General features: G+C 62.6%; 15 protein-coding genes. 7 read left to right on the top strand and 8 right to left on the bottom strand.

Annotated elements, in window-relative coordinates; all coding sequences use genetic code 11:
- Nucleotides 1-6 precede the first annotated feature (6 nt).
- From PCS43_RS07130 to PCS43_RS07120, 3 genes are all read left to right on the top strand, one after another.
- Nucleotides 7-447 carry a DUF1931 family protein gene (locus PCS43_RS07130; protein ID WP_024487875.1) on the top strand — a complete coding sequence of 147 codons (441 nt, stop codon included), beginning with the start codon at nucleotides 7-9 and terminating at the stop codon, nucleotides 445-447.
- A 1,254-nt stretch (nucleotides 448-1,701) separates the two neighbouring features.
- Entirely contained in the window at nucleotides 1,702-2,163 is a 462-nt protein-coding gene (locus PCS43_RS07125; RefSeq protein ID WP_099698640.1) for an Hsp20/alpha crystallin family protein, read from the top strand.
- Between the two features lie 163 nt (nucleotides 2,164-2,326).
- Nucleotides 2,327-2,677 carry a hypothetical protein gene (locus PCS43_RS07120; protein ID WP_245361512.1) on the top strand — a complete coding sequence of 117 codons (351 nt, stop codon included), beginning with the start codon at nucleotides 2,327-2,329 and terminating at the stop codon, nucleotides 2,675-2,677.
- Nucleotides 2,678-2,775: 98 nt separating this feature from the next.
- On the opposite strand, the gene dnaB is transcribed toward PCS43_RS07120, so the two are convergent.
- From dnaB to rpsF, 5 genes are all read right to left on the bottom strand, one after another.
- Nucleotides 2,776-5,433, bottom strand: coding sequence for a replicative DNA helicase (gene dnaB, locus PCS43_RS07115; protein WP_270923006.1), 2,658 nt, complete (start codon nucleotides 5,431-5,433; stop codon nucleotides 2,776-2,778).
- A 508-nt stretch (nucleotides 5,434-5,941) separates the two neighbouring features.
- Nucleotides 5,942-6,397: a 50S ribosomal protein L9 gene (gene rplI, locus PCS43_RS07110; RefSeq protein ID WP_007735531.1), complete on the bottom strand. Its 456-nt coding sequence runs from the start codon at nucleotides 6,395-6,397 to the stop codon at nucleotides 5,942-5,944.
- Nucleotides 6,398-6,415: 18 nt separating this feature from the next.
- Entirely contained in the window at nucleotides 6,416-6,658 is a 243-nt protein-coding gene (gene rpsR / locus PCS43_RS07105) for a 30S ribosomal protein S18 (protein ID WP_003941245.1), read from the bottom strand.
- Nucleotides 6,659-6,697: 39 nt separating this feature from the next.
- Nucleotides 6,698-7,222, bottom strand: coding sequence for a single-stranded DNA-binding protein (locus PCS43_RS07100; protein ID WP_003941248.1), 525 nt, complete (start codon nucleotides 7,220-7,222; stop codon nucleotides 6,698-6,700).
- A gap of 64 nt (nucleotides 7,223-7,286) precedes the next feature.
- Nucleotides 7,287-7,574 carry a 30S ribosomal protein S6 gene (gene rpsF / locus PCS43_RS07095; RefSeq protein WP_003941237.1) on the bottom strand — a complete coding sequence of 96 codons (288 nt, stop codon included), beginning with the start codon at nucleotides 7,572-7,574 and terminating at the stop codon, nucleotides 7,287-7,289.
- A gap of 210 nt (nucleotides 7,575-7,784) precedes the next feature.
- Between rpsF and PCS43_RS07090 the strand changes: the two genes are divergently transcribed.
- Genes PCS43_RS07090 through PCS43_RS07080 form a run of 3 tightly spaced genes read left to right on the top strand, consistent with a single transcriptional unit; the run spans nucleotide 7,785 to nucleotide 10,549 of the window.
- Nucleotides 7,785-9,140 carry a glycosyltransferase family 87 protein gene (locus PCS43_RS07090; protein ID WP_209910542.1) on the top strand — a complete coding sequence of 452 codons (1,356 nt, stop codon included), beginning with the start codon at nucleotides 7,785-7,787 and terminating at the stop codon, nucleotides 9,138-9,140.
- Nucleotides 9,140-9,724 carry a GNAT family N-acetyltransferase gene (locus PCS43_RS07085; RefSeq protein WP_054188362.1) on the top strand — a complete coding sequence of 195 codons (585 nt, stop codon included), beginning with the start codon at nucleotides 9,140-9,142 and terminating at the stop codon, nucleotides 9,722-9,724. Before PCS43_RS07090 ends, PCS43_RS07085 begins: the two co-directional genes overlap by 1 nt.
- Nucleotides 9,725-9,769: 45 nt before the next feature.
- Nucleotides 9,770-10,549: a DUF4190 domain-containing protein gene (locus PCS43_RS07080; RefSeq protein WP_003941240.1), complete on the top strand. Its 780-nt coding sequence runs from the start codon at nucleotides 9,770-9,772 to the stop codon at nucleotides 10,547-10,549.
- A gap of 6 nt (nucleotides 10,550-10,555) precedes the next feature.
- Here PCS43_RS07080 and PCS43_RS07075 read toward each other — a convergent pair whose 3' ends face one another.
- Nucleotides 10,556-14,398 (bottom strand): nSTAND1 domain-containing NTPase, encoded by a 3,843-nt coding sequence (locus PCS43_RS07075; RefSeq protein ID WP_209910545.1) that lies wholly within the window; start codon nucleotides 14,396-14,398, stop codon nucleotides 10,556-10,558.
- A gap of 186 nt (nucleotides 14,399-14,584) precedes the next feature.
- On the opposite strand from PCS43_RS07075, the gene PCS43_RS07070 reads away from it, so the two are divergent.
- The gene (locus PCS43_RS07070) at nucleotides 14,585-14,884 is read left to right on the top strand and encodes a helix-turn-helix transcriptional regulator (protein WP_003941253.1); all 300 of its coding nucleotides are present in this window, start codon (nucleotides 14,585-14,587) and stop codon (nucleotides 14,882-14,884) included.
- 2 nt (nucleotides 14,885-14,886) lie between these two features.
- Here PCS43_RS07070 and PCS43_RS07065 read toward each other — a convergent pair whose 3' ends face one another.
- Together PCS43_RS07065 and PCS43_RS07060 are read right to left on the bottom strand one after the other, a co-directional pair.
- Complete coding sequence (locus PCS43_RS07065; RefSeq protein ID WP_064073503.1) at nucleotides 14,887-16,464, bottom strand: glycosyltransferase family 87 protein; 1,578 nt, start codon at nucleotides 16,462-16,464, stop codon at nucleotides 14,887-14,889.
- A 39-nt stretch (nucleotides 16,465-16,503) separates the two neighbouring features.
- Nucleotides 16,504-18,651, bottom strand: coding sequence for a transglycosylase domain-containing protein (locus tag PCS43_RS07060; RefSeq protein WP_007735524.1), 2,148 nt, complete (start codon nucleotides 18,649-18,651; stop codon nucleotides 16,504-16,506).
- Nucleotides 18,652-19,130: the final 479 nt, after the last annotated feature.

Here is a 19,130-nt window from a genome sequence, read left to right as displayed (position 1 = left end):
CCAGTAATGGGCACCGTGAAATTCCAGCGGTTCTTCAGGGCAGCGGCCGGACTGCAGGTCGACCGGAACGATCTCAAGCGCTATACCGATTTCATCGACGACAAGATCTACGACGTGATCCTGATCGGGAAAGCCTCCGCGAAAGCAAACTTGCGCGACGTGATCGAACCGTGGGACCTGCCGATCACCAAGGGATTACAGGAGAGCATCCACCGGTTCGAAAAACTCGACGAGGAGATCGAACTTCAACCGCTGCTCGATCAGCTCACGGCCCGCCCGCCCTTGGACGTGGCCCTCTCAGAGGAGACAGAGCAACGACTGCCGCTGATCGCAGGAGGGTTGAGCGTAGCGCTGGCGCAAACCTTCGCCACGGTCGAACCGGACCGCAAGAACCCCGGCACAGCCCAATGGACAGTCGCCTTCGACATCTTCCACCTACTTCTGTGATTACCACCCGTCCCGGCTGACAGCGCGTCTGAGTTCGAATATGCCGTCCGGCTGCGAAAATACCGGTGCGATTCAGAACTGCCTGTCAGTTGGCGTCGACGACGGAGGATTTCCGGCGAGAGGTGCGGTTTCCGCGCTCGATTCTCGAGCAGCGAGAACTCCAGTGAGGGACTCGATTACAGCCCTCAGATCTTCTGCCGTGAGCGAGTTCGGCTTACACGCCGAACCTCTGACACCGGTAGTCCGCGTGACCAGGCGGCGAGCAGAACTTGTCGATCGCCGATCGCTCCTTCGGCTCATCTGAGAACCTTTCGTCTTCACTTTCTCGATCCCCGCATCGGGCGGGCCCTGAGCACTTCTGGGCGCGCACAGCTCAAGGCCCGGCAAGGAGACCAGTGAGGGTGATATGGCCTTGCCTTGACGAACACCCGCCCGATTGTTTGCCCCCTCGAACGGAACGGGTGCCCCCGACCCGACGAAGGTTATTGCGCACTGCTTGTAGACGACAGGGTCGAAAGTCCCAGTTCCATTGTGATGAGCAAGCTTTGACGGTAGCCGAAGTGTTCTCCCTTACAGCCGGTTCGGTGTGTGCACGAACACCGACATCGTTCGCAGCGACTCCGACGAACGAGCACCCGCGATGTTCGATGCCCGATCCACCCGCAAACATCGGGAAAAGACCTATTTTGCAAAAGCATTCGGAACAGACGTCTGCAAACCAAATACCAGGCACGGGCCACCTTTCCAGGCACCGCGGCTACTGCGCCGCTAGCGTGACGACCAAGATGTTCACCTTGCCATGCAAACGGCCATGTCACTTCTTGGCATCGAAGGCGACTGAACATGATTTATACCGATCGCACTGTTTATGGTTGAAGATGTGCGGACGACATGAACGTCGACTTCGCACGGATAGTGGGTCATCGGTGTTGTGTGCTCAATGCCGACGTCGGTCATACGCCCCGACTCGCACACGCAGAGTCGGGGCTCCGGCGGATCCGTTGCCGCAACGCCGCTACTGACGAAGTGCCGTACCGCGCCGCCCGCTTCGAATCGAGGCCGAAGGCGGCCACCGCTTTTGTCGGGACCAGGCAAAGCAGCGATCTTCAGGGACCGGAACACTTCCCCAAAGCTTCTGGCACTCTCGGTTGCAGAGTGCTAATTCGTGTGGTTATCATGTTCTCGCACAGTAAGTTCGGTCAACCGCCACAGTGGCGGTGACCTTTCTTTTCACGACATGGGAGGTGTGTTGCTGTGCTTCGTTTCGATCCTTTCACCGACATCGACGCGATCACCAAGTCCGTACTCGCCGCGGGAACCGGCAACGGACGCAGTCCACGGTTCATGCCGATGGACCTCTACAAGGTCGAGGACCTGTACGTCCTGCACGCCGATCTTCCCGGCGTCGACCCAGGATCAGTGGACGTCCGCATCGACGGCTCGACCCTGACGTTGACCGCGCACCGCACCGACATCTCCGAAGAGGGTGTGAGCTGGCTGGCGAGTGAGCGTTTCGCTGGAACATACAAACGGCAGCTGTCCATCAGCGACGACATCGACGCCGAACAGATCGAGGCCTCGTACGACAACGGCGTGTTGACGGTGACGTTGCCGATCGCAGAGAAGGCGAAACCGCGGAGGATCGAGGTCTCCTCCGGACCACCCTCCCGAACCGATAACGCCGGATCGACAACACAGGTGCAGATCGAAGCCTGATCCGCCTGGCCCGAACACCGCTTGATGGTGGGGTGACTCCCGAGGACACGCGATGGGTTCTCGGGCCTCACCCACCATCGCTTCGATCTCCCACTGCACACCCGTGGCGCACACCGGTACATCCACCACACGAAAGAATCAGCGCGAGAACCCTTTAGCTGCCATGACTGCATCCACCATCCCCCCGCACGAACAATCCGACAACACCGACAACACCGAATCCCGCGCGCACACTCCACCCGATTGGTGGGATCACCACCGTCCTATCACCAGCGATGAATACAGCGACATGGCGTTGATGCTCGGTGCACTCTCGATACTGACGTTCTGGATGTTCGGCCTCGGCATCCTCCTCGGTGCCGCCGCCATCGGAACCGCCCTGGTAGCGCGCCGACCCGACACCCCCGGACGCGATCTGGGCGACAACACCGCCGGCGTGGTCGGGATCCTCACCGGCATTGCCGGAATCGCCTTCGGCGCCGTCTTCCTCACTGCAGCACTACCCCACCTGTAGAAAAACCGAATTTTGCACTAGTGGAATCGAATTGGTGCTTGTAGCAGGATCTCACAAGATCTGAAATCCGTCCCACCTTCAGGCGATGGCGGCAGCCACTATCCCCGCGCCATATCGACGAATTTCGAGAGGTGAAGTTGGTGCGCCACAGTGATTGTCGCGGTCGGGCCGTTACGGTGCTTACCCAGAATCAGGTCGGCTTCACCGCCACGGGGATCGTCTCGCTCGGTCGCGTCGGGGCGGTACAGCAGAATCACCATGTCGGCGTCCTGCTCGAGCGATCCGGACTCACGAAGGTCGGCGACCTGCGGACGCTTGTCGGTTCGCTGCTCGGGACCACGGTTGAGCTGACAGATCGCGACAACCGGAACTTCGAGCTCCTTCGCCAAAAGCTTTAGGCTACGTGAGAATTCGGAGACTTCCTGCTGACGGGACTCGACCTTTTTACCGGAGCTCATCAGCTGGAGGTAGTCGATGACGATCAGGCGAATGTCGTGTTTCTGCTTGAGCCGCCGCGCTTTTGCGCGAATTTCCATCATGGTGAGGTTGGGGGAGTCGTCGATGAAGAGCGGCGCCTCGCTGATCTCACTCATACGACGCGCGAGCTTGGTCCAGTCGTCGTCGGTCATCTTTCCGGAGCGCATGTCGCCGAGCTTGATCTTTGCCTCTGCGGACAGCAGACGCATGACGATCTCGGTTTTGCTCATTTCCAACGAGAACATGACGCTGGCCATGCCGTGCGTGATGGAGCAGGAACGCAGGAAATCCATTCCGAGCGTGGAATTGTGCGTCGGGACCATCGCATGACCGGCCAGGTACATGTGGTCGGCGTTGTCGACCTCGACGCAGCGAACCGGAACACTCGCAATTGGTCGAACATCGACAATGTAGCGCGACCCGCTGCGCGCAGTGCTTTTACTCGCTCGACGCTCCTTGTGCAGCATCGCTTTCCGCGTAAGACCGAACACTTCGTCATCAGTCGAGAAGGTCAAGGTGAATGCAGTCGACGAAGCCTCGGTGCGACCGTTGACTCGCTTTGTGCTCATTTGGCAGCGATAGCCAAGACTGACCACTAATTCCTGGGCATCGCGGACGAGGCGCTCGTTGGTTACCGAAAACTGAACGGAGCCACCGGCAGTCACAGTTCCATCAGTGTCGAGAAGCCCCGCAAGAACCGCACGACGCTGCGCCTCGGACCCACGGAGATACTGGACAGGGATGTGCTTGTTGCCCAGAACACCGACCGTACGTAGGCGTCCTTGAACCGTGCCGTACTCATTGCGGCACTTCTGGCACAGTCGCAGCCCGATCGAAGGTCCACCACAGTGTGAACAGGTTGGCGCAGGTACAGGGTCAGACATGAAACGTGCTTTGCCGCCGCATGATTGACCGCACGTTCGCACCTGACTGGTGAACGGCACGAAGCTCTTTCCGCACACAACGCAATCGCGCGGAGCGACGGGATCTTCCGGGGCTAATTGAAGGCTGTAGCGCAAATGCGCCGACTTGGACGGAACTGCAACCAGGCCTTCGGCCTCGATCAACATGATGATCTCAGGATCAGCAGTGGTGAATTGTGCGCAGGCAGTAGAACCGTCACCTAGCCAAGCGCCAAGTGTGTAGGGCGGGACAAGGAGATCCTGCGTTGGTAGGTCGAGCGGCTTGGCATTCACGACAGAGTGATTAACGCGGCCATCCGCCGTTGCGCATCGCACCGTCGATGCGATCTCCGCCGTGGTTCGGACCTCGGCGAATGTCTTTTGATTCTTATAGCGGTTGTAACCTGTCTTGGCGTTCTGCGCTGAACGGCGCGAAGCACGCGTCTCCGTCAACCACTGATGCTGCTCGTCGGCCACCAACACTGTTCCATCGGAAAACTCGACCTCGTAGCAAGGACGGTCAACCATCACGTCGGTAGCGGCAACAACCCGCGTCGGCTTGCCGTGGTTGTCGATCAACAGATCGCCGACAGCAACGTCACCCATCGTGGTCCAGCCACTGGGCGTCGCGAGGGGAGTATCGAGGGCAAGCGCCTTGCCCACACCAGGACGGGCCGCGACGATAATCATCTGACCAGCGTGAAGGCCGTTGGTGATCTCGTCGAGATCCTTGAATCCGGTGGGCACACCGAGGGAAATTCCGCCGCGGCTGGCGATGGAGTCGATCTCGTCCATCGTGGGCTGGAGGAGCTCGGTGAGGGGTACGAAGTCCTCGGTGGTTCGACGCTCGGTGACCTCGAAGATCTCGGCCTGCGCGCGGTCGACAACCTCGGCCACGTCCTGGCCCTCGGTGCCGGCGTAGCCGTACTGGACGATGCGCGTACCGGCGTCGACCAGACGACGCAGCACGGACTTCTCGGCCACGATCTCGGCATAGAAGGCGGCGTTGGCGGCTGTGGGCACTGTCTGGGTCAGCGTCACCAGGTAGGCAGCACCACCGATACGGCGGAGCTCACCTCGACGGTCGAGCTCGGCGGAGACCGTCACCGGGTCGGCGGGCTCGCCACGGCTGTAGAGGTCCAGGATCACGTCGTAGACGGACTGGTGGGCGGGCCGGTAGAAGTCACCCGGACGCAGTACCTCGAGGACGTCAGCGATGGCGTCCTTGCTCAGCAGCATGCCGCCGAGCACCGACTGCTCGGCAGTCATGTCCTGAGGTGGCTGGCGTCCGAACTCCTGGTCGGGCTCGGCCTCGGGAGGGCCCGGGTAGTCCGGCCCTGAGAAGTCGGAAGGTCCTCGATCATCTACAACAGCCACAAGCGAGACCTTCCCGTAAAACACTCGACGACACTGCCAGAAACCGCAGCGCCCTCATCATTTGTACCTGCCCCCACCGACATCCCCTAGCCGCATTCGGCCGGGCTGTAGATAGACGCCGAGATGACGTTAGGGACTAGTAGGTCCGCATACAAACCGGACTGTGGATAAACCTGTGGATGCTTTGTGGAAACTCCCGCCCCACGGTGTGCACCGCCTGTGGAGCATTTGGGGACTACTTTGCATAGTAACTACATAAGACCAGGTAGATGGCTATCCACAATTTCACAGGCCTGTTGATGAAAATAGTTTTTCCACAGTCGGCGCGTCGGCGTGTCGGGCGTGTTGCCTCGCCCGATTCGTCACTGATCACCAAGTCGAACATCACAGTGTGAGAGTTATCCCCAGGTCCGATTCGGGACGCTGCCAGGCGGCACACCGCACCCCGAAGCAAAACGTTGGGCCCCACACACCGAAGTGTGCGGGGCCCGACGAGACGAACAGTCGACTATGCGCCGACGACGTTCAGGTTGAACTTGGCAACCACATCGGGGTGCAGGTTCACGACCACGGCGTGCTTGCCCGTGTTCTTGATGTGAGCCTTCGGCAACACGATGGAGCGCTTGTCGACAACCGGTCCACCGGCAGCCTTGATCGCAGCAGCGACGTCAGCGACGGTAACCGAACCGAAGAGCTTGCCCGAGCCACCGGCGGTCTTGACCGTCAGCGTTACGGACTCGAGGCCCTCGATAGCTGCCTTGAGCTCCTTGGCGTGATCCAGGCCGCGCACAGCGCGCGCTTCCTGTGCACGACGGATGCCCTCGACCTGCTTCTCGGCGCCACGGGTGGCGACGATTGCCAGTCCGCGGGGGAGCAGGTAGTTACGGCCGTAGCCGTCCTTGACCTCCACGGTGTCGCCAGGCGCACCGAGGTTGTCCACGTCAGCGGTGAGGATGAGCTTCATGTTCTTTCCTCCCTTTCCTTAGCGAGCCACGGTGGCGTAAGGCAGCAGTGCTACCTCACGTGAGTTCTTGACGGCAATGGCAACGTCGCGCTGGTGCTGGACGCAATTGCCGGTGACACGGCGAGCACGGATCTTTCCGCGATCGCTGACGTACTTACGAAGCAACGTCGTGTCCTTGTAGTTGATCTGCGTGTTCTTCTCTTTGCAGAAGGTGCAGACCTTCTTCTTCATAACCTTGTCGCGCAAGGGCGGCTTCGGCATGTCTTTGCTCTTTTCTGGATGTTCCTGATCAGGTACGGATCAGAAGGGCGGTTCGTCGCTGCCCGCACCACCGAAGGAGCCCGAAGCCTGAGGCGCACTGCCCCAAGGATCGTCTCCACCCGAAGGTGCAGCGCTCGGACGTCCGCCACCCGATCCGCCGGAGGAACCGCCGAAGTTGCCGCCTCCACCGCCGCCACCACGGTTGGCCTTGTTGACCTTTGCCGTGGCGTACTTCAGTGAAGGACCGATTTCATCGACTTCGAGCTCGACGACAGTTCGCTTTTCGCCCTCGCGAGTTTCGTACGAACGCTGCTTGAGCCGGCCGCTCACGATTACTCGTGAACCACGGGTCAAGCTCTCCGCGACGTTCTCGGCTGCTTCGCGCCAGATGTTGCAACGCATGAACAGCGCATCGCCGTCTTTCCATTCATTGGAATTACGGTCGAAGGTGCGGGGCGTGGAAGCAACCGTGAAGTTTGCAACCGCGGCACCCGCCGGGGTGAAACGAAGTTCAGGATCAGCCGTCAGGTTTCCGATGACGGTGATGATGGTGTCGCCAGCCATGTGGTTCCTCCTGCATTGATGTAAGACCGTTGGGCGCGAGAGTAGAGCTCGCTACCGACAGTAATTACTTGTTGTGGCGCAGAACCTTCGTGCGCAGAACCGACTCGTTCAGACCGAGCTGACGATCGAGCTCAGCGACGGTGGCGGGAGTGGCGTTGATGTCGATCACCGCGTAGATACCTTCAGCATGCTTCAGGATCTCGTAGGCGAGACGACGCTTACCCCAGACATCGACCTTGTCGATCGTGCCGCCGTGCTGGCGCACAACATTGAGGAACGTATCCAGTGAAGGAGCGACAGTGCGCTCGTCCAGGCTGGGGTCAAGGATGACCATCAATTCGTAATGACGCATAAGACCTCATCACCTCCTGTGGACTAAGTGAAAACGGCCACGGACTATCCGTGGCAGGAGGGTCGTTGCGTCAGCAACCCTCGTAGGTTACACGAGGGGCCTTGACCAGGGAAATCGTCCCGGCCCTCCGGGAAGACCGCCAGGTCGATGCGCGACGCGTGGTGCAGACGCATCACCCCGCGAGCCACTGCGCCCCCTAGGGTGAGAATCATGCGAACAGACCGCAAGACCCCGGCGTCGATCCTGGCGTTGGTCGTCGGATTGTGCGGGCTGACGATGGCGCTGGGCTATTTCAACAAGGCCAGATGCGGCGGTGCACCGTTCGCGCCCGACGGACGAAGCCTGAACTTCGACGTCAACAAGAACATCGACGTCTGCTACTCCGACATTCAGTTGCTCTGGCTCGGACGAGGTATCGATCAGCATCTGTTCCCCTTCGTCACCGGAGGGATAACGCCCGAAGGATTCCTGACCGGCGGAACCGTCGAATACCCGGTGCTCAGCGGAATTCTGATGTGGCTGGGCGGTATCGGCTCACACACCGACACCGATTTCCTTCTGCACTCGGCCCTGATCCTGGCTCCTTTCGGACTGCTCACGGCGTGGATGCTCGGCAAGATGAGCGGCGCGTACGCGCTCGTGTGGTCGGCGACTCCGCCCCTGGTTCTGTACGCATTCCACAACTGGGAGCTCCCGGTGGTGGCCACCAGCGTCGGCGCGATCTTTCTGATGACGTTCGAGCGGATCCCGCTGCGAACTCGCGCGGTTCTGGCGGCCGTCATCCTGGCGATCGGTTTCTGTTTGAAGCTGTACCCGGGAATGTTCGTGCTGCCGCTCATGGCCTACGTGCTTCTACGCGGCACCGAAGGCAAGCGCTACGACGTTCGTGGAGCGCTGATGACGGCGGGCGCGGCGATCGTCACCGTCGTCCTCGTCAACCTGCCGTTCGCCCTCATTTCCTACGAAGGCTGGCGCGCGTCGTTCAGCTTCCAGGAGAAGCGAAGCGCGGACATCACCACCAACTCGGTGTGGTTCTGGGGTTTGCGCCCGTTCTACGGTTTCGGAGTTCGCGAACTCAACGCCGACTACGACGCACTGGTGAGCATCCTGTCTCCGGTGATGATCCTGTTGTCGTTCGCGCTCGCGATGTATCTGGGTTGGCGCCGCTACGTCCGCGACGGCTACTTTCCGTGGATTGCAGTCAGTGCCGCGATGCTGTGCGGATTCGTGTTGCTGCACAAGGTCAATTCACCGCAGTACACACTGTGGATCCTGCCTTTCCTCGTACTGTTCAAGATCCGGTGGTTCTGGATCGTCGCCTATCTGATCGCCGACGCAGCGTTGGGTATCGGCATCTTCCGGTACTTCTACCAACTGGACATGAATCTCGATCCGAGCAAGTACGAAGCCGTCGTCCAGGCGAGTGTGTGGGGCCACGTCGTCCTGCTCGCCGTGTTCTTCTTCCTGTTCCTGCAAGTCCCGTTGCGGTATCCGCTTGCCGGTGGGACCGATCAGATTGCCAACTCCGACAACAACCTTCCGACTCACTCACGGGAGCACGCCTGATGACTGCATCATGGTTCGAATCACCGACGCTGACCGGTGATCGTGTCCGACTCGAACCCCTGGGCGTCGCGCACACCGACGCTCTGCTCGCTGCTGCCGACGACCCGGCGATCTTTCGTTGGACCGCATCGCCCATCACCGATCGGGAACAGGCACAGAAGTACATCGCTGTAGCAACCGACGACCCGAATCGGATCGCCTTCGCGCAGGTGAACATCGCGACGAACGCCGTGGTCGGCACTACGTCCATGTACCAGATCGACCCGGTAAACCGTAGTCTTGCAATCGGGTACACGTGGTTGTCGCGATCGGTTCAGGGAACCGGGATCAATCCCGAATCGAAGCTGCTCCTGCTTCGTCACGCCTTCGACCAGCTCGAAGCCGTACGCGTCGAGTGGCACACGGACGAGTTCAACGAACAGTCCAGGGCAGCGATCGCAAAGCTCGGCGCTCAGTTCGAGGGCCTGCTGCGCAAGCACCGACGCCGCGCCGACGGCAGTTGGCGTACAACAGCGCTGTTCGCGATGACCGACGACGATTGGCCGACCATCGCACCTCAGCTCGAGACACGTACCCGAAACTAGCGATCACCTGCACTCTTCGGCCAAGTCCATGCCAAGATTCACCTCATGAGCGATCAGGGTGGGTACGGGTACCAGGGCAATCAGAATTGGCAACCGTCTCCGTACGGGCAGCCCGATCCGTACGGCAGGCGCCCGACGAACACACTCGCGGTACTCGCCCTCGTCTTCGCGTTCCTCATCGCGCCGTTGGGGATCGTCTTCGGGCACATCGCTCGCGGCCAGATCAAACGGACCGGCGAAGAAGGCGACGGACTCGCCCTTGCCGGACTGATCATCGGCTACATCTTCACCGCACTCGGCATCCTGGCCGTGATCGTGTGGATCGCGTTCTTCGGGCTGCTCGCCGCCGCTTTCGGCAACGCCGCCAATGAAGCGAGTTCGCGGAGTCTCACCTATACGACGCCGTACTCGTACTCCACGACCACGACTCGGGCGCCGAGTGCACCCACCACAGCGCCGAAAACGACGACGCCCCCACGCGTCACAACCTCGATCGGACCAGCGCCGACCGTCTCGGGCACCAACCGTCAGGGCTTCATCTCCGGCGGCCCCAGTTGCAACTCCACCAATCCTGCCGTCGCCATCGCCGTCACGACCGGATCACGAATCGTCATCTGCGAAACCGGAGTCGGGCGTTACTACTACAAGGGTCAACGGCTGAGCGACGGCGCCACCATCGAACTCGACGATCCGACGCCCACGGGCAACGGATTCACCGTCACCAACAAGGACGTGACGTACAAGCTCACCTCCGCCGGACTGGTGATCACCGGCAGCGGAGGCGAGCTGGGTCGGGAACCGGCGCTCGAGTTCTGGATGAACTGAAGCGCGTCAGCCGGCACACGGATCCTGATAGGGAACACCGGGCAGGTACCGCTCCCATTCGGCTTCCGTGATGGGAGATCCTGCGGTGCGGCACAATCGATCAACGACGCCGTCGGGGTCGATTCCCCACAAGCGAACGGTCTTGTCCGACCCGCTACCCGCGATCATGTCACTCTCGCCGGCGAACTGAGCGTCGTTGACGCGACCCGGGTAGGCGGACAGCGTCGCAAATCGTGTTGCCTGCGAGGGAGTCTCGATGTCCCAGAGCCAGACGGTTCCGTCGCCGACACCGGCAGCGAGCCGATCACCGGCGCGGTTGAACGAGATCGAATAGATTGCGCCCTCGGGGCCGACGAGACGAGCGAGTTCCTCGGGTGCCGACGGTGTGCGTACGTCCCACACGGCGACACCGTGATCCGCACTTCCAGCGGCCAACAGCGTTCCGTCGGCGCTGAAAGACACTGCTAATGCGTAGCTTTCGAATCCACCCACCGTCGCCGCCACCCGGGGCGACGCTGCGTTCGACACGTCCCACAGATCCACTTCGTTCTTGGCGTTCGCGATCGCCAAGATGTCGGTACCTGGCTGAAAGGCCATCATCTGCGGGTAGGAGCCGACATCGGTCAACGACAACAGTTTCGGAGCCGACGGGTCGGAAACGTCGACCAACGCAATACTGTTGTCGTCCTGCGAGGACACCGCCAGCAGATCTCCGGCGGGATTCAGCGCGACAACCGCCACGATGCCCTTCACATATACCGCAGGCTCGCCGTAGATACGTGGCGACGCCGGATCACTCAGGTCCCAAAGATATGCACCGCCGCCGCCGGTGCCGCTCACAGCCAGGTTCCCGTCTGCCGACACCGCCGACGCACCGCTGAAAGAGTCGTCCCCTTGCGGTTTCAACTCCGGCATCACCGCGGGGCGATCGAGATCCTCGGTGTTCCACGCCAACATCGCGCCGCCCCTGGCACCGACGCCGGCCACCAGACGCGAGCCGTCCGCGGCAAAGGGACTGGTGAAAATCGTGTCCCGAGCTCCCGCCCAGACCGGACCCGGTAGAGCCCACACGCGAGTCACACCGTTGAGTCCTCCGGTGACCAGGTTGCGGCCGTCGTCGCTGTAGTCGACTGTGGTCACCGCCCCACTGTCCGGAAGTGTTTCGATCAACGCCCCGGTTCGGGGGTCCCACACGCGCACGGAGTTGTCGGAACTTCCTGCGGCAAGACGTGTTCCGTCTTTGCCGTAGTTGAGTTCGTTGACGTAGCTGGAAAATCCCGTCAGCGCCGGCAGGGGAGTGGGGCGCGCCGGATCGCTCATGTCCCACCGAACCACCTCCCTGCCAGTGGTTCCCGCCGCAAGCTCGCGCCCGTCCGGACTGAAGGCGACGCCGAGGTAATGGACGGTGGTGCCGTTCGGCTCGGTCGCGAAGATCGGCGCCGATTCCTCACCCCACTTTGCGACGTCCCACACACGAAGTGTCGATTGACGCCCGCCCGCCACGAGGAAACGTCCGTCAGGACTGAACGTCGCGGTGACGATGCCGTCAGCTGGGTGCGGAAGAGCAGGCAAAGCAACGGCATTCGTGGAAACGTCGATGTTCCATCGCAGGACGTCGGGCGTCGAGGTACCGGCGACCAGCTTGGTTCCGTCTGGACTGAACTCCATGTCCTGCACTACGCGTTCACCGTCGACGGGAAGTGTTCCACGGACCGGATTTTCGGGATCCGACACGTCCCACAGCGCAGCGCCGCCGGCGCCACCGATCGCAAGCAGCCGTCCGTCCGGGCTGTAGGCGACGGCAAAGAGGGCCGTGCCCTCCGAGACTCCGAGGAACTCCGCCTGCGGAACAGCTGAGGCCACACCGTCCACCATCGGATAAAGTCTGACCTTCCCATCCGAACCACCCACCGCCACAACAGTTCCGGCTGGGTTTATCCGGGCCTTCATCGCGCCGGGCGGTCCGATGATGCGAGTAGCCGAATGAACGCCCGACGCATCCAGCAACGCCGAGCGGGCTTCGGTCGTTTCGTTGACCGCAAATGCCGCCAGAGCAAGCTGCGACGCCAGCGACGGATCCCGCTCGCGCATCCTGATCGACTCGGTGGCCACCTGACGCGACATCGCCTCGTCTCGCGCGGTATCTGCTTGGACACGTTGACGATTCGCTCCGATACCGGCGACGGTCGCAACCACCGCCAACACCAGAGCGATCACCGACGCGGCTGCCAGCGCAGTCACGAGCCGTCGTAGCACGCGTGTACGTCGGCGATCGGCAAATTCCTGCTGATCACGATGCTCGATGCTCGCGGCGAGGTACTCCCGCTCGGTGGCATTGAGGTCGGCGGCGCGGGTCCGACTCGGTTCCAGTGGGAGCCCGAGTTCGCCCGAACGCAGCCATTCTTCCGTCAGATGAAGACGTGCGGGTCCGAGCAGCGCGCCGGGGTCGCGTCCACTGTCTTCCCACACCTGCGCCGCGTAGGTGAACCGGCGATGCACCGCCAGGCCGGCGCGGTCCGAGTCGATCCAATCGCGAAGCCGACTCCACGCGGACAGCAAGACCTCGTGCGAAACCTCGACGGTCTCCTCGTCGACGGTGAGAAGGCGGCGTAAGGCGAACCGGTCGATGACGGTATTCACGTCGTCGACGTCGTCACCGAGGAAGAGTTCGGTGCGCGGTGCCCGCCGACGCGTCTGCGTCACTTCGTCGACGTTGACCAACCGGAGGAAGATCCTGCGCGCCAACTGCTGCTGCCGCTCTGTGAGCTCGCCGTACACTTCCTCCGCGCTTTGCTGGACGGCTCCGGCAATCCCGTCGGTGGCGTAGTAATCCGAGACGGTCAGAGTCTTACGCGTCGACCGTTGCCAGGTCCCCAACAGTGCGTGTGACAGCAAGGGCAAAGCTCCGGGGTCGCTCGCCGTACGCGAGCCGCGTGGTGTCAGCTCGCCGACCAGAACCTGAACCAATTCGCTCTGCACGGTCATCCCGGCCTTGACCGCCGGCTCGACGATCACCTCGCGCAATTGTTCGTCGGTCAGCGGCCCGACCACCATCGGCGAATCGTCGAGCAGCGGCACCAAAAGCGGTTCCTCCGCCGCGAGCCCGTAGAAGTCGGCGCGCATTCCGATGACGGCGATGGTGTTCTCACCGAGTTCCGCGAGTGTCTGCAGTATTTCCTCGCGCCGATCACCATCGCACTGCGTCCACAGTTCCTCGAACTGGTCGAGGATCAAGACCGTTGGTTCGTCGGAAATCGACGACGGAATTCCTCCCGTACCCGGCTGCAGGGTTTCCACCCGCCAACCGTCGAACCGTGGATCGTCCCCGGCGATCTTGGGGGCGAGCCCGGCCCGCAGCAACGACGACTTACCCGATCCTGAAGCACCGATCACCATGAACTGACGGCGACCATCACCTCGTATCGCCGACGCCACCCGCTCGACCAAGTTGGCAGTGAGTTCGTCTCGACCGAAGAACCACTCGGCATCCTCCTGCCGGAACGACTCGAGACCTCGATACGGAACGGTGGCGTCGCCGCGTCGTCTGGCCGTCAGCTGTCTCACTCGTTGCACCGCACTGATCCAGCGCTCCCGCTCATCCTCGGAATCGACGCCGCAGGCCTCGAGGAGCGCGAAAAACATCGGGGTACTCGCCGGCGTCGGCAGGTGTTGGCCGGCAAACCATCCGCTGACGGTTCCGTGCAAACCACCCGAACGCTCGACGGCTTCGCGGACCGTCAGTCCGGCTGCGTTCCGCAGTGCAGTGAGCGTCTCAGCAAACTGCCCACGCGACTCGATCCGGGCGGGATCGACCTGATTGTGCGTACCGGCTTCCGCCTTCGAGTTCATAGCGACGCACTCTATCGGAGCAGGTAGGGGATTTGTCCGTTGTATGGACTCTGTATCGAGAGAGTTGCACCCGTTCCACTGAGACACCTCGATCGAAATACTCGTCTCAGTCGCACCCTGAGCCAGCAGCCCTTCTGCAAATACGGCAGTCGACGCCCATCCCTTCCGTCGAAAGGCGCTACTCGCATGTCTTCAATCGGCATTTCTCCGAAGATCGAGGCAAACGTGTCCCGAGTCGGCAACCCCAAGCACGGCAAGCACAAGCCGAAGCTGAGCGTCCGTGAGATCGAAGTACTTCTTGCCTGGCTACGTTCGGATTCCAAGTCCGAGGTCGCCGAGACACTCGGCCTACGCGTCTGCACCGTCAACACACACATCACTCGGATCCGCACGAAGTACAGCGACGTCGGGCGGCCGGCTCCCACGAAGGCAGCGTTGTTCGCCCGCGCGGTTCAGGACGGGTACACCACCCTCGACGAGTGGTGACCTCAGACCGCGACGGGTTCCGGTTCCTTCGCCTTGGACGGCTTCAACCAACCGGGTAGCCAGGCGGGTTGTTTGTCCGGTGCTTGATCGAGAACACCGCCCGCCGGATCGTCGATGAACCCGTACCGCACGAGATCCTCCGACGGCCGGTAGATCTGCCGGAGCACCAGCGCGCACAGAACGAGTACCGCGATGTCCCGGATCACGACGGTTCCGGTGAACCACTGCTCGGGCAGCCCCTTGTTGGACACACCGAGGTAATACATCATTCGTGGAACCCAGACCAGGGCGTCGATGGTCATCCACGCGAGCAGGAGTCTGCGGTGCGGCAAGGCCAACACGGCCAGCGGCACCAGCCACAGAGAATACTGCGGGCTCCACACCTTGTTCGTGAGCAGGAAGCCCGCCACCAACAGGAAGCACAGCTGCGCAACTCGCGGACGACGCTGCGCCGTCAGGGCGACGTATCCGACACCGATGCAGACGGCCACGAACAAAAGCAGAGAGACGGCGTTGAGATTCGACGGCGACTCACCCTGTGCGAGAGGACCGTCGAGGCCCTTCCACGACGTGAACGACGCGATCACGTTGTAGAGCGAATCCGGATCGGCCCCGCGTTCGGAGTTGAGCCGGAAGAACTCGTACCAACCATGGGGGTACAGCGCGGCAATGGGCAGGTTCACCGCAAGCCATGCCGCGACCGCGCTGAGAGCGGTCACCAGCCAGTCCCTCGTCTTGCCCGCGCGCAGACACAGGACCAAGAGCGGTCCCAGTAGGAGCAGCGGGTAGAGCTTTGCGGCGCCGCCCAGGCCGAGCAGGATTCCCGCGAGCACGGGCCGCTTGCGTGCCCACGCCAACAACCCACCCGCCGCGAACGCCGTCGCCAGAGGATCGAAGTTCGTGAACACGTGCACGATCACCAAAGGGGAGCACGCGATCAGAGCGCCGTCCCACACTCGTCGTCCGGCCAGCAGGGTGCTCGCCCACACGGTGACCAGCCACGCCAACGCCAACCCGAACGCCACGACGTTGAAATAGAGCGCCACCTGAATCGCGCCCGGCAGCCAGGTGATCGAATCCCACGCCTTCGCGACTTTCATTGCGCCGTACTGGTAGAGCCCCGAGATGACCGGATACTCCATGTACCGCATCTGGATCGAACCGTCGCCGCGTACTTCTTCCCACGACGTCTTGTACGGGAATGCTCCCTGATCGAGGCGCTCGGCTCCGTACAGCGGAACGGTATCGGAGTAACACATCGCCACGTACTGACGGCTGCCACTCCAGTCGAGGCCGACCTGCCCGCTCTCGCCGACCGGCGCCTGCTGAATACAGCCCGCCTTGGCGAACCAGCCGAAAGCCAAGAACACCACGGCGAGCAGAAGGATCACTCGCATCGGTGTGAAGAAGCGAGTGCGCCCGATCAGTGCGTGACGACCTACCGGACCGCCGACGGTTCCCGACAGCGCAGACACCATCGCGTCGTTGCGACTGGGAACGTCCCGCCAATCCGCCGAACGAAGATCTTCGGCCAGCGGAGCGGGGGAGGTCGGTTCGGCATCATCAGCATTCGCGGCCACTCCGCGAGGTTACCGTCTTTCGAACCGACCACCCTCCAACTACTGGCCGGGGCTCACACCTGCCGGTTCTTCCTCGGTGGTCTCGCCTGCCCCTGGTACCTGTGGCGTGGTTGTCGTCGGCCGGGAGATGCCCGGAATCGGGATCGTGATGCCCGGCAGAACCTCGACCTGCGTCGTTGTCACCACGGGCGGCGGAGTGGTTTCCGTCGTCGTCGGTGCGGTGGTCGGCGGCGCCGACGTCTTGGGCGGTGCGGGAGCCGTGTACTCCGGAACACCACCGGCTTGACCGTTGATCTTGCCCGGCGTCGGGAACTTCTCGTTGTCGGTGCCCTCGAGGGCGCCGTCCATCGTGTCCTTCCAGATGTCCGAAGGCAGACCCGAGCCGTAGATCATCGCGCCGCCCGAGTTGGTGATCGCTTCACCGTCGGGAGTTCCGACCCAGACCGCGGTCGAGAGAGACGGCGTGTAGCCGACCATCCACGCGTCCTTGTTGGCTCCGGTGTCACCGAGCTGCGCAGTACCTGTCTTCGACGCCGACAGACGTCCGCCGGCCAGGTTGTGGCCGCGCGAGTACGCCGCGATCGGCTGCATCGCAGCCGTCACGTTGTCCGCCACGGCAGCGTCGATGCGGTCTTCACCGGCGGGCGCGCCGCGGTCCAGCAGCACGGTGCCGTCGGCCGCGACGACCTTCTGCACGAAGTGCGGTGCGTGATACGTACCGGACGCGGCGAGTGTCGCGTACGACGACGCCATGTCGAGCACGCGGGCCTGGTACTGGCCGAGCACGATGCCGTTGTTGGGGCCGGAACCGTCAGCCTCGGTGAGCGACGGGCCGACGCCCGGGATGTCCTTCGGGATGCCTGCCTTGTGAGCGATGTCCGCGATTTCCTGCGGGCCGTTGCCGTCGAGGCTGAGCATCTGACGGTAGAAGCTGGTGTTCAGCGAACGCTTGAGCGCCTCTGCGATGGTGCAGGTGCCGCAGCTTTCACCTTCGACGTTGCCGATGGAGATGCCGTTGACGGTCAGCGGTGAGCTGTCATACATCTGCGAGAGCGGGATTCCCTGATCCAGGGCGGCTGCGAGGCCGAACACCTTGAACGAGGAACCAGTCTGAAGTCCGGCATTCGCGAAGTCGTATCCCGCGCCGTCCTCACCGCCGTAGTACGCCTTGACGGCTCCGGTCTTCGGATCGACCGAGACAACTGCGGTACGCAGATTCTCCGGCTCACCCTCCATGTTGGAACGGGCTGCCTCGACCGCTGCGGCCTGAGCCTGCGGGTCGATGGTCGTGGTGATCTGCAAGCCCTCGGTGTTGAGCAACTGCTCGCTGATTCCAGCGTCGCCGATCTCCTTGAGCACCTGACGCTTGATCAGGCCTTCGGGTCCGGTCGAGCCCTGGCTGCTGTTGTCGACCTGGGCGAGCGGGATGTAGGCGGGGTACTGCATCGGCGTGCGCGCGGCCTGATCCAGCGTGCCGGCGGACACCATGCCGTCGAGCACGTAATCCCAACGGGACTTCGCGCCGGTCGGGTTGGTCTCGGGATCGAGGAGCGACGGAAGCTGGATCGACGACGCCAGGACGGCGCCTTCTTCGATGGACAGCTGGTCGACGGGCTTACCGAAGTAAGCCTTGGATGCTGCGCCGATGCCGTATGCGCCGCGACCGAAGTAAATGGTGTTCAGATACGCGGCGAGGATGTCGTCCTTGGACCACTCGTTGGCCATCTTCGAGGAGATGACGAGTTCCTTCATCTTTCGCGTCAGCGAACGCTCCGAGCCGACAAGCGCCTTCTTGACGTACTGCTGCGTGATGGTCGAGCCACCACCGGCGCTGTCGCGACCGAGGACGTTGTCTCGGGCCGCGCGTGCGAAACCGGAGATCGAGAAGCCCGGGTTCGAGTAGAAATCGCGGTCCTCTGCGGCCAGAACAGCGTTGCGAACGTGCGGCGGTACCTGATCGAGCGAGACCTCGACGCGGTTGCCATCTGGCGGGACGACAGTGCTGATCACCGTGGTGCCGTCGGCGGCAAAGACCGTCGCCACCTGATTGGTCTTGAGGTCACCGGGCTTGGGGACGTCCTGCACGATGTACGCCGCCATGAAGGCAAGGACGGGCAGAACAAGACCGAGCGCCACCAAGACGTAGGCCGAGCGGCGAACTGTGCGCCACTTGGACTTCTTCTTCACGGTGCTCTTACTTCCCTTCGGGGGTTGTCCGTCGTTGCCACCGCCACCGGAGCCACCTGTCGGTGGCTTCGTCGGTGGAGGTCCGACCGGCGGGCGGGTGCCCGCGTTGCTACGGGTGGTCGCTGCTGCTGCCGCGACGCGCTGGGTCGGTTCGTTCGCCTGAGCGCCTACGGCGCGATCTCGAGGCGGCGGGCCGGCAGGTCGGCCTTGCGGCGGACGACCCTGAGGAGGGGGACCGGCGGGGCGGCCCTGAGGAGGCGGGCCCGAAGGTCGGGCTTGCGGCGGACGACCCTGGGGCGGGGGTCCCATAGGACGACCTTGCGGCGGACGACCCTGAGGGGGCGGACCCATCGGAGGGCGTCCCTGCGGTGGTGGGCCCATGGGACGTCCCTGCGGCGGACGACCCTGAGGAGGTCCGGCGGGACGGTTGGGACCGACGGGACGGCCACCCGGGTTGTTGCCGCCCGGGTTGTTGTTGC

It is taken from the genome of Rhodococcus sp. C-2 (assembly GCF_027854095.1).
Taxonomy (GTDB): Bacteria; Actinomycetota; Actinomycetes; order Mycobacteriales; family Mycobacteriaceae; genus Rhodococcus_F; species Rhodococcus_F qingshengii.
This window is presented reverse-complemented; position numbering and strand designations above follow the sequence as displayed.